Raw genomic sequence first — 11,913 nt, forward strand, 5'->3', positions numbered from 1 at the left:
CTCTTCGTTCGCACGATGTTTCTTATCATTTATGCGTTCTTTTGTCTTTCCAGTTTTACAATAGTAACAAAAAAGAGAGGTCTGGAAATTGTGTTCCCAGACCTCTCTTCAAGAAACTTGTCATTGCGCTTGATTGTGACGTGGATCATTCATAGCGCAGGACTTCAAGTGGCCGCACGCGTACAGCATTCCAGGCGACCAGCAGGGCGGTCAGGATGGCCAGGGCCGCAACCCCGATGATCAGGCCGATGGCGACATACCAGTTCACCCCAAAGTTGCTCTGGAAGAGGTATTTGCCCAGCAAGCTGGTGACCAGCGTGACCAGCAACATGGCCAGCAAGGCTCCGGTGCCACCGACAACACCGTTCTCAACCAGCACCTCACCCAGGATACTACGACTGGTGTATCCTACTGATTTGAGGATGCCCAGCTCACGCCTGCGTTCCAGCATCGCCAGGGCGACGGCATTAGCAATGATGATCACGGCCGCCAGGAGTGAGAGTGAGGCCAGGGCGATCAACATCAGGATAGTATTGTTGATGTACTGATCAAAGTAGCCCCCAATATCAGCTAGATTCTCAACGCCGGCATGAGGAGCCAGCACATTGACCCGATTGATCGCTTTACCGATCTGATTGGGATCTACCTTGAGGTAGAAAGTTGATATGCTGGTTTTGGGCAGACTCAGAGCCGCAACAGTCTCGCGCGGACTGAAAATTTCACCTACGGAACCCCCAAAGGATGTATAAAAACCAACAATATGAACAGTACGTGTCTTGCTACCGTCCGCGCTGGTCAGCGTAATAGTACTGCCAACCTTCAACTGGTCCTTGAGCGCAGGAACGCTGGTCAAAAACGAGCTGACCATCACGTTGTCCGTTCCAGCGTCGCTGGCCTGCAGAAAACGTCCGCCGGCACTCAGTGAAATTGACTTCTCGTCAGGCACCTGATTATGCGCAAGATCATAACCTTCAAGACTGCCCAGATAGACGGCCGCAACGGCACCACCGGAGAAACCAGTATTCGAGCTTGTCTGCTGCCGACTGTTTTTAAAGAGTTGGGTCAGCGGCTGCTCATTCACGCTGATCGGGTTAACAGACGCATAGGTACGCTGCTCTAAATGCTGTAAACCTGGAATCGAGGAGCTGTGCGTATTCAGGGTCTGTATCTCATTGTTTTGCGCAATCGCCGCCACATTGAAATTTACCGTTGCCGCCAGTTGTTTATCAAACTGGTCGCGTAGATTCTGGCCCAATGTTATAATCAAGCCAATTGTAAAGACGCCAACAAACAGGGCCAGTAACGTCGTGGTGGTCCGGCCACGGGTACGTCCGATATTGCGCAAGGCCATCTTGACGCTGGCCTTCCAGGAACGTGGAAAGAGCACAACCAGAATACCCATCAGGGCAATAAAGGCCAGAATGCCTCCAAAGGCGGGCAGTAAGAAGGTCAGTCCAATAGCGATCAGCAGTGGAATGCCAACCAACAAACCATATTTGATGCTGAAACGTTCAGGCACCGGCAGGCGCTCAATCACCAGCACCACAACGGAAAAGAACAGGCTCAATATGACCAGGAACACGAAAGTGCCATAGACCGAACTGATCGCCCACAGGGTGCTGTTAAGAATAAGCGCTGCCATGATACAAAAGAGCACCGAGAGCAGGAATATCAGTCCAATGGAAAGCGCGATATTGCCCACACGATTGCCACTCTGAATCTCGCGAATGACATTCAGGGGTCGAATATTGGCCGCCTGCACAATCGGCATCAGACCAAAGATCAGGGCCGTACAGAGCCCGATCAGGACTCCCCCACCAATAATCATGGGATCAAGCTGGAAGGGAATTGTTGTACCCATAACGTTCTGCATGATTTGTAGCACCAGGTAACTCGTCACACAGGCGGCCAGCGCACCGATCACGCCACCCAGCAGTCCCAGCAAGCCGGATTCCAGTCCAAAGAGCATATAGAGATCGAAGCGTCGGTAGCCGGTCGTTTTGAGCATAGCGATCTCAATCCTGCGCCGTGAGAGCAGGACCTGCATCGTATTGATAATACCAATACCACCAATCAACAAGGCCAGCAGGCCAGCAATCGAGAGGAACTTTTTGATCAGGTCCACCATGCTCTGCTGCTGCTTGAGTACATCATTGGTCGTCGTCGTATTCAACAAGGGAAAGGTATCCTGGATGGCGCTATTGGCCGCGTTCATATGCGTCTGATCCGGAACCGTTACATAAATCGTCGAATACACCAGGCGCTTGGGCTTGAAAAGATCCTGGTAGTCCTGCTGCGACATCAACATCAGTGAGTGCCGGGCCTGCAATGGTCCACGGTTGGCAACGATTCCAACCAGCTTGAGATGCGCCTTCTCGGTACTGGAACCACCAACCGTGATATCAAAGCTCTCCCCAACCTTCTTACCCGACTGGTCGGCCAGTTGCTGATCCATCACGACCTGGTGCGAGGTGAGCAGGCCCGACAACGTGGCATCGGTGGGCGCGTTATTAAAGGAAAGTGACCCCACCAGCGGATAACGCGTCGGATCAACAATGGTAATCTGAAAGTTATTGAGCGATGCAGCCGCATTGCCAAAGCTGCCAGATCCACTCATCGTCGCAGTATAGTTGCTGATCTTGCCCTGTGACTTGAGCGTATCAAAAAATGCCAGATCCTTCTGGTTGACGCCTCCTGTATACGAACTGGCAGTAATGTCGCCGCCACTGACCTCGCGTATATTGCTGGTGTAGGAATTCGCAATCATCTGCCCCACCAGTTGCAAAGCCACAATCGACATCACACCAACCGCGATACAAAAGAGCGCCAGAATCGTACGCTGACCTCCCCGCACCAGTGAACGTGTCGTGTAGTTAAGGTAAATGGAGGCCCTCATTGCGTGATCCTCCCCCCACTGTAATCGATGGCGGCAATTTCTCCATCCAGAATGCGAATGGCGCGGTCAGCATGCGAAGCAATATTTGGATCATGCGTGGCAATAATAAAGGTCTTGCCAGTCTGTGCGCGTAGATCGGAGATCAACTTCAAGACATTCTCGCCATTTTTGGCATCCAGATTACCGGTTGGCTCATCGGCAATCACTACCGCCGGATCGGTCGCCAGAGCACGGGCGATCGCGACGCGCTGCTGCTCCCCACCTGAAAGCTGATTGGGACGATGTGTCAGACGATGGGAGAGTCCAACCAGATCCAGTAATGCTTTTGCTCGTGTCGAGGGTGAACCTTTATGCTTGCCCACATAGAGCGGCACCTCAACATTCTCTTGCGCCGTCAGCGTGGGAATGAGGTTAAAGGCCTGGAACACCATGCCAATTTTGTTATTGCGCACCTGTGCCAGTTTCCCCTCACCCATGCGTGTAATATCCACTCCATCAATGAGCACCTGGCCCGTCGTAGGATTATCCAGGCCCGCGATAATCCCCAGTAGTGTACTCTTACCAGAACCCGATGGCCCAACGATCGAGATAAACTCGCCAGCCACGATCTGAAAACTGATTCCCTTCAAGATTATGATCTGTGTACGCCCAAGTGGCAAATTTTTAGTAATATCACGAATATCCATCACCACCTGCTTTTGCGTCTGCTGAGCCGTCTCATCGACTCCTTCCGGTTGGTCCTGTCCCTGTATTGCTGTGTCATCCATGGTAAAGCATATCCTCTTTTTTAAGCTATAAGAAAAAAATTGTATGGTCAGGGTGGAATACTGAAACACGTTCGCTTATATATGTCGTGCTCAATATAGCTATTAGCTATACAATTAATAACATATTGCTAATTCCCTTGTCAAGGGTATAGCAGTGTTAAAAAAAATTTGCGGTGAGAACAGAGAAGTACGCGAAAATGATCCGCAGAGTATTGACCCTATAGCAAGATACTTTTTCCATTGGTAACCCCAGGATGTATGAAGAATACACGATCATGCAGCGAACATAGAGAGTATCTGCTGTTGCTCACATTACATTTCATGCCCTCAATCTCTATAGACGCAGGAACGCGAGATTTTAAAACGAACGTGCTCAAGTTTGTAATACAAACTTGTCTGTTCTGCTATTGACAAAGCCAACTATTTTCAGGTATGCTTCAAATTAAGGTTTGCAATACAAACTCGTTTGCGGATTCCTCATGATAAGAAAAGGAAAAGAGATCATGCAGCAACAACGACAGCAGATCAACAGTCTCATTCGCAGCTATACAATGCTACCGGGACTGGTCCTGGCAACCTTTGGTGTCTTGCTTATACTGAATGGATTGATCAACCTGTACTGGACGAACTGGCTTTACTTCATTATCGAGCAACGCTCACCCTCACTGGCAAATACACTGGCTCTTATCGGTCTACTTGCGCCCTATGGCATTTACCTGCTCTGTATCTATGCAGTGAGACGTTATTACAACCATCATGTAGGACAGGTACAGGCCAGCGCACCAGATCAACGCATGTTCGGTCTGGAGGTAGCTATCACTATCGTGCTCTTCTTAATATTGATGATCATGAACACAAGCTACCATCTGGCAATCAGTCTGCCACTGCTGGTCCTGGCAGCGTTCTTTGGTGTACACTGGTACATACTGGCGCGCCAGCAGTATCATTATGTGCTGCTAGCGCTGCTCACGATCGCGCTCAGCATAACACCGCTATTCAGTCCCACACTCTACCACTGGCTCTTTCTCAAAAAGGCCCCCGATTGGTATAGTAATAACATAAGTCTTATAGCGGGTTGCTTGTTACTCGTCGCTGGATTCATAGATCACATCTTGTTGATGCGCCGGATGGCGCGGGTACGGCGCGCGATACAACATACGATACAGACAACGAAAGCTATGGGATAACACCATGTCCGGGATACAACCGTCTAGAGAAAACAAACCCTTTGAGGAGATGGCAAGCCTCGACAAACTTATTCACGAGCCAGCGCGCCTGGCGATTATGACCGCGCTGGCAACATGTAGCAGCGCCGATTTTACCTTCCTGCTCCAGCTGACAGGGCTAAGCAAGGGCAATCTTTCCAGTCACCTGTCAAAGCTGGAACAGGCAGGGCTGGTACAGATCGAGAAACGCTTCATCGGCAAAACACCCAATACCCTGATCAGCCTGACCCCACAGGGACAAGAGGCAATTGAACGCCACTGGCAACTACTGGATAAGTTGCGCCCCGACACGTTTTGATGACAAATCTACCCAGCTGACTCTAACCTTCAGGGACCATGCTGTCGCGTTTTACCGGTTCCAAAGGAGCAACCATACACCTTTTCTTCTCCTTATGTCCTGCTTCCTTGACAGGATTACTACTTCGCATTACTATATATTTATACGTAGTAAGTAATGCGAAGTAATAGTCAGGAGACCACGATGCGCATCACATCCAACTCGCTCTCGGATCTGGGACGTTTCTCGGATCCCTCGCTCCTTATCCTATCGAGCCTGGCCAGTGGGCCAAAGCATGGCTACGCCATGATCCAGGATATTGAGCAGTTCTGTGGCACTCATCTTGAAGTGGGTACACTTTATGGAGCCATTGCTCGCCTGGAGAAACAGGGCTGGATTGAAGCTCTGGAACTGGTTGAGCGCCGCCGTCCATATCGCCTGACAGGAGAAGGCAAAGCGGTGTTGCATAAACAACTGGCGACGATGAGCAAGGTCGTTGCCACCGGTTCACAACGGCTTGCAAATGCTTGAAATTGATGAAAGACAGGGATGTATATTCTATGCATAAAAATAAATATATGCTCTATCAGCACTGGGCAAGATATCTGATCAGCTTCTATCCTACAGATTGGCGTGAACGCTACGGCGAAGAGATGCTGATGATACTGGAGGATGCACAGCCCACATTGAAAACGCTACTCAATCTCCTACTCAATCTTGGCGATGCTTATTTTCATCAAAATCTGATAACAGGAAGGACACCTCATATGTTGCAAAGAATGCGCTCCAATGAACTTACCATTTATGGTTCGACTCTGATCTTCTTCGTTGCCTGGTTCCTGGTCCAACTTCACTTTGTCGATACTGGAAGCAGAGTCCTGTTTCACAGTTTCTCACACAACTCCTCTCTGTTTACCAATATCGTCAGTGCCGTCTCATGCCTTTTGCCGCTTCTTATTCTGCTTGGAGGATTGCCCATTCTGCTCGCGGCCTGCTGGCAGGCTTTAAGAAAACGCGAATTTCTCAGCTTGCTTTTCTGCCTCCTGAGCCTCATCAGCCCGATCGCCGTACTGGTCATAGCCCTGTCGCGGCCCTATACCTGGTTTTTTACCCCCTTCGGCATCTTGCTTGGACTGGTTATCAGTCTGGCTTTTATCACCTATGCTGTTCAGAAGCTCACTCCCAGTCGCCGCGTCACACAGTATGCGCTTTTACTGGCCACATTGAATCCCTTGGTCATGGTGATCGGACTCGTAGCTCTGCTGCTCAGGATATTTCCAACGCTCGCCACCCTACTTATGGCCGGCGATTCGCTCTTGTACATTATCCGCGACGATCTCTTAGTCTTCATCATGATCGGCACACTTCTACTCTCACTGCTTGCGTTGAAAAAAGGCTTCCAGGCCAGATCTACTCTCGCTGCTCTCGCTGAAAAAGACTTGCAGGCCGGACAAGCCATGCAAAATAGCCAGTAAGAAGAGAAAGTTGGCTGTCTCTCACGTAACTATATGCAATACGAAGAAAAAGTCCGCCCACTTTCGCACCACAGAGAAGGTTCAACGCTCTTCTTTTTCTATTATATCCTTACCATGCCCAAAAACACATCGTCCAAACGGCCGGTGTGTTTTTTCGCTTTATGCCGTATACTCCGGGCAGTCATAGTCCTCAATTTACGCAGACCTGCAGGATTTTCTGTGGCTCCGAGGAGAACAAGACCCTGCTACAAGGAGGCAAACGCATGCAAATTCGACGTTTCAGCCCTGATCTTAAAAGCAAAATTCCTGGCAATCATCCTGGTCTCTATGGTGTGCCTATCCAGTTCCCATGGGGGAAGATCCCTCCTGAAAAACATGAGGAATTTGCCAGCCGTGTCCATGGCATGCCCCTGCTGTTGGATGCGGAACTCCAGGTGGAGGCAATGTACTTTGATCTACATGCCTCGATTGAGGAACATGCGGCAGATCATCCAATCCTTTTTCTGGTCATCAAAGGTCAGGGCACAATGCGTATTGGCGGTCCCGCCGGAGAAACGCGCAAGGTACAGGCTGGCGACGCTGTTCTCTGGCCTGCTCATATCGACCACATGGTCTGGACCACGGACAAGGAACTCCATGCCATTGTCATCAATGCCTTCCAAAGCACAGCTTCGCGCTAACATCCCTTCATTCTTCTTTTTACACACAAGACGACGTGATCACAACGGGAACTATGACGGACTACTTTTATCCCTTGACAGCCTGCGATGGCTGGCTTATAATAACGTCATCATCAAGTCGTTATAACGACTTGATGATGACGTTATTATGTTAGTATGAATTGGTTGGTTAAGCGTATGGATTCTATAGATCACGCACTTCTGGAGGCGGACCAGCGTTCCAGGACGCCATTGCCTAAGTATCACATTATCAAGGAGATTATGCTGGGGCAGATTGCGGATGGGAAATGGGCGGTCGATTCGCTGATCCCTTCGGAACCGGAGCTGTGTCGCGAGTTTGGCGTGAGCCGCATTACGGTGCGCCGCGCGATCGCTGAACTGGTGCAGGATGGGAAGTTGCGTGCCGTGCAGGGGAAGGGGACGTTCGTGGCGTCGCCCAAGCTCCAGGAGCATTTTGTCCAGCGCGCCTTCGGCTTTTTTGAAGATATGCAGCGGCGTGGCCTGGTACTGACAACCGAGGTGTTGCGGCAGGAGGTTATTCCGGCTCCAGTGGAAGTTGCGTTACAGCTGGGGATCCCTCCACGCGAACCGGTGCATATCATCGTACGCATACGTTCAGTAGCAGGTGAGAAGATTCTGGTCTCGACAACCTATATTCCTGAATATCTCTGTCCAGGACTGGAACATGATGATATTTCCACTGGCTCTCTCTATCAACATCTGCACCAGCGTTACCAGTTACATATCGCGCATGGCAAACGTAGCCTGGAGGCGGTGGCAGCCGGGCAATGGGAAGCACGTTTGCTTGATATCGCACTCAGTAGTCCCTTACTGCGCCTGGATAGTACCGCCTATCTGGCCAATGGACGAGCATTTGAGTATTCGCAGGCCTTACAACGTGGCGATCGCGCACGCATCGAAGTTGAATTTCTGCCCGCCAGCGAATAACGCTCCCGTTCATGATCCAGTTTTTTATCTATAAAGGAGTAGATTATGGCTGACGAGGGATGCTCAGCGCAAGGTGCAATCCTGGCCTTTGATGTGGGAGGAACGCGCATCAAGACGGGAATTATCCAGGGCGATACGCTCATCAAGGGAGAGGTTGCAGCGCTCAATCATACTGCCGGGGCTCACACTGATGATGTGCGAAGCAGGATTATCCACATGGGCCAGTCGCTCCTGGCGCAACATAACATTTCCGCGATCGGTCTCTCCATCCGTGGCATCGTCGATCCACAGTCCGGTATGATCCTCGATGTAAATGAGACGCTACGCGAGTTGATCCATGTTCCGCTGGGTGAGCAGTTGTCTCGGGAGCTAGGGCGGCCAGCCCTGGTTGAAAATGATGCGCGTATGTATGCCCTGGGTGAGTTTACCCATGGAGCGGGTCGCGGCTATGCGAATATCGTGTGTCTGACGCTGGGTACTGGTGTTGGGAGTAGTGTGGTGATCAATGGTCGCGTGCTGCGCGGTCAACGCAGTATGCGCGGGATCCTCGGTGGACATATTACGATTCAGGCCGATGGACCACGGTGTAGTTGTGGCAATATAGGGTGTCTGGAAGCGCTCATAGGCACAGCCGCTTTAAGCCGCCAGATCGAGGAGGGACTGACCAGTGACGCTGCTTCTATTCTGCATAAAACCGAACACACGCCACGTCATCTCTTTGCGGCGGCGGCCCAACACGATCGGCTCGCGCTCTCGATTGTCGATCGGTTTGCGCGTCACCTCGGCTGCGGCATCGTCTCCTTGATTCACGCCTATGATCCAGATGTGGTGGTGCTGGGTGGTGGCTTTATGCATTCTCATCACCTGTTCCTGTCAGCAGTACAGGCGTATGTCGATGCCCATGCCTGGACGATTCCACGTGGCCGCGTGGTCGTAACACCCGCCACACTGGGAGATACAGCGGCCCTGTATGGCGTTGCCCAGGCAATATTTCATCCAGATATGTATCTTTAACATGATGCACAACAAATTTACACGCTAAAGTTCGACCCTTGCGGTCGATTATGGAGGTATTTCAATGATGAAGGATTTGCGTTCTCTGAGTGGCATGGATCTACGCCTCAATGAGGAGCAGTTGCGCCTGAATTTTGGTGCGGATATGTTCTATCCCGATGGTGAGGTGCGAACGCTCCAGCAGGCACGGCCGATGCTGGCGGACACGCAGGCTCAGGGACCTGATCATCTCTACACGATTTATATGGATATTGGTCGTAAGGAGGATTTTCCCGCCATTGAAGAGCAAGGACTCCTCTATGGCTCGGTTGTCTATAATCATGGAACGCTGGGAAATGAGCGCTTGCGCAGCCAGGGACATATCCATTCGGAGAAATCAGGGACGGGTTTGCGGTATTCAGAGGTCTATGAGTTTTGGACCGGCCATGGCCAGGTGTATCTCCAAAAGGAGTGTGCGCCAGATGTGACGCGTGCTTACCTGGTTCCGTTTGGGCCGGGCGATAAACTGGTGATCCCTTTCGGCTGGGTCCACCTGGTGGTGACGGAGGGTGAGGAGCCGGTCTCCTTTGGCGCCTGGTGCGCGCGCGAAAATCAATTGGAATATGCACACTTACGCTCCCTTGGTGGACCAGCCTACTTCTTTCTCGCCGATGGCACACTGGCGCGTAATCCACGCTATACAACGGTCCCAGAGGTGCGCCACGCCACGCCTGCGGACTTCCCACTACTCGGCATTCCCACCGACCGGCCAATGTATACGTCCTGGCAGGAAAATCCTGAACTGTACACGTTTATGGCGAATCCTGAACTGGTTGGTGATATCTGGCGCGATTTTTAGCTGTATCCGCGATGCAAGAAGGTTGGTTTTATGTCTGTCAATACATCTGTTTATCGTACTGAGCCGATTCATGTGTTTCCGGAACTCCAGATACAGTCGGGGTATGCTCATCTGGCACGTCAGATTTTCACACGGCTACAGGACAATTATGCGACCCTGGTCGTGAGCATTGATGGCTTTGTTGGTCTGCCCTGGACGCCCTTTATCACCCGGCTACGTACGGCCCTTGAGCTGCTGGAGGTGGAGGTAAAGTGGTTCTCGACCGATAGCTGTTTGCTACCCGAGGAGCGGCTGGATCAGGTGTTGGAGAGCTATCTGACCGCTGATCCTGTCTTCGGCAGGTTGTACCATGGTACGCTGGCTGAGCTTTGGGATGAGTCGGCGGTAACACAGTTGCGTACGGCGCTGGAAAAAGCAAGCGGTATTCGCATTGTCTATGGCTATGGCGCGTCCCTCTTCGTTCCTGAGGGACTACATGTCTATGTTGATGTGCCAAAGGATCGTGGTCAGGCATTGGCCAGCCAGGGAGAGGTTTATAATGTCGGCTCCCAACGGCAACATCCCTTTGCGCAGACGTATAAGCGTTTCTACTTTGTGGACTGGCCAATGCTCAATCGTATTAAACGCCAGGAGCTTGCTCGGATGGATCTCTATGTGGATGGAACGTCCTGTGATGAGCCACGGATGGTCGGGGGCGATGAGTTCCGTCATGCGCTGCATGCGCTGGCGCAGCAGCCATTCCGTGTGAAGCCCTGGTTCGCGCCCGGACCCTGGGGTGGCCAGTGGATGAAGGAGCAGTTTGGTCTGCCTCCTGAACAGCCCAATTATGCCTGGTCCTTTGAACTGATCGCGCCAGAGAATGGCTTGCTCCTGGGCAATGGTGAGCATGCTATCGAATGCGCGTTTGACTACCTGCTCTGGCAGGAAACCGATGCCGTGCTGGGAGTTCCGGTCGCCGCTCGCTACGGCAGCTACTTTCCGATCCGCTTCGATTATCTGGATACGATGGGGGGCACAAATCTTTCTTGTCAGGTACATCCACGCGTTGATTATATTCGCAATGAGTTTGGTGAACCTTTCACCCAGGACGAGACCTATTATATTGTGACCTGCGATCCCAAGGCACGCGTCTATCTGGGACTGCGCGAGGAGACAGACCTGGAAAGCTTTAAGGCTGCGGCCTACGCAGCACGCGATCAGAAAGAGCCGTTTGAGATTGATACCTATGTCAACAGCCAGCCCAGCCATCCTCACGACCTGTTTCTCATTCCCAGCGGCACGGTCCATTGTAGCGGTGCCAATAATCTGGTCCTGGAGATTAGCGCCACCCCGTATATCTTTACCTTTAAGATCTACGATTATCTACGTAGTGATCTGTCAGGCAATCTCCGCCATGTCCATCTGGACCATGCCTTTGCCAATCTTGAACCTACGCGCCGCACGGACTGGGTACGCGACCATCTGTGTCCCACTCCCACACAGGTACGCGCGGGCGACGGCTGGGCGGAATATAGTATTGGCACTATTGAGCAGCTCTTCTTCGCTATCCATCGGCTGGAGTTTCATACGCAGATCGATGATCAGACCGCTGGCAAGTTTGTCGCGCTTAATCTGGTGGAAGGAGAGCGCTGTGAGATCCTGAGCGAGGGCAATACCGCAGTTGAATTGCACTTCGCCGAGAGCATCATTATTCCGGCCAGTGTTGGCAACTATACCCTGCGTAATCTATCACCAGCCAGACCCTGCAAAGTGGTAAAGGCCTTTGTCAAATAAGCGATACAAGCGATAAACA

At 51.5% G+C, this 11,913-nt stretch carries 11 protein-coding genes; 9 read left to right on the forward strand and 2 right to left on the reverse strand.

The genetic code is table 11. The annotated features are described in order from the left end of the window. Window positions 1-145: 145 nt before the first annotated feature. Both EL633_RS25600 and EL633_RS25605 read right to left on the reverse strand, forming a co-directional pair. Window positions 146-2,896: an ABC transporter permease gene (locus EL633_RS25600; RefSeq protein ID WP_126630114.1), complete on the reverse strand. Its 2,751-nt coding sequence runs from the start codon at window positions 2,894-2,896 to the stop codon at window positions 146-148. After that, window positions 2,893-3,582, reverse strand: a complete 690-nt coding sequence (locus EL633_RS25605) for an ABC transporter ATP-binding protein (RefSeq protein ID WP_371865600.1) — start codon at window positions 3,580-3,582, stop codon at window positions 2,893-2,895. Before EL633_RS25605 ends, EL633_RS25600 begins: the two co-directional genes overlap by 4 nt. Before the next feature lie 584 nt (window positions 3,583-4,166). Between EL633_RS25605 and EL633_RS25610 the strand changes: the two genes are divergently transcribed. The 9 genes from EL633_RS25610 (at window position 4,167) to EL633_RS25650 (ending at window position 11,894) form a co-directional block, all read left to right on the forward strand. Continuing rightward, a complete protein-coding gene (locus EL633_RS25610) occupies window positions 4,167-4,850 on the forward strand; it encodes a hypothetical protein (RefSeq protein ID WP_126630116.1) in 684 nt (227 codons plus the stop codon). A 49-nt stretch (window positions 4,851-4,899) separates the two neighbouring features. Next, entirely contained in the window at window positions 4,900-5,187 is a 288-nt protein-coding gene (locus tag EL633_RS25615; protein ID WP_126630117.1) for a winged helix-turn-helix domain-containing protein, read from the forward strand. Between the two features lie 183 nt (window positions 5,188-5,370). Continuing rightward, window positions 5,371-5,697, forward strand: coding sequence for a PadR family transcriptional regulator (locus EL633_RS25620; protein WP_126630118.1), 327 nt, complete (start codon window positions 5,371-5,373; stop codon window positions 5,695-5,697). A 29-nt stretch (window positions 5,698-5,726) separates the two neighbouring features. Then, window positions 5,727-6,641, forward strand: a complete 915-nt coding sequence (locus EL633_RS25625) for a hypothetical protein (RefSeq protein WP_126630119.1) — start codon at window positions 5,727-5,729, stop codon at window positions 6,639-6,641. A gap of 263 nt (window positions 6,642-6,904) precedes the next feature. After that, window positions 6,905-7,321 (forward strand): cupin domain-containing protein, encoded by a 417-nt coding sequence (locus tag EL633_RS25630; RefSeq protein ID WP_126630120.1) that lies wholly within the window; start codon window positions 6,905-6,907, stop codon window positions 7,319-7,321. A 177-nt stretch (window positions 7,322-7,498) separates the two neighbouring features. Continuing rightward, a complete protein-coding gene (locus tag EL633_RS37915; RefSeq protein WP_161982436.1) occupies window positions 7,499-8,269 on the forward strand; it encodes a GntR family transcriptional regulator in 771 nt (256 codons plus the stop codon). Window positions 8,270-8,314: 45 nt separating this feature from the next. Then, window positions 8,315-9,283 (forward strand): ROK family protein, encoded by a 969-nt coding sequence (locus tag EL633_RS25640; protein WP_126630122.1) that lies wholly within the window; start codon window positions 8,315-8,317, stop codon window positions 9,281-9,283. 64 nt (window positions 9,284-9,347) lie between these two features. Continuing rightward, window positions 9,348-10,121 carry a glucose-6-phosphate isomerase family protein gene (locus EL633_RS25645; RefSeq protein ID WP_126630123.1) on the forward strand — a complete coding sequence of 258 codons (774 nt, stop codon included), beginning with the start codon at window positions 9,348-9,350 and terminating at the stop codon, window positions 10,119-10,121. 30 nt (window positions 10,122-10,151) lie between these two features. Further along, the gene (locus EL633_RS25650) at window positions 10,152-11,894 is read left to right on the forward strand and encodes a class I mannose-6-phosphate isomerase (protein WP_126630124.1); all 1,743 of its coding nucleotides are present in this window, start codon (window positions 10,152-10,154) and stop codon (window positions 11,892-11,894) included. Window positions 11,895-11,913 lie beyond the last annotated feature (19 nt).

This window comes from Dictyobacter alpinus (genome assembly GCF_003967575.1).
Classification (GTDB): Bacteria; Chloroflexota; Ktedonobacteria; order Ktedonobacterales; family Ktedonobacteraceae; genus Dictyobacter; species Dictyobacter alpinus.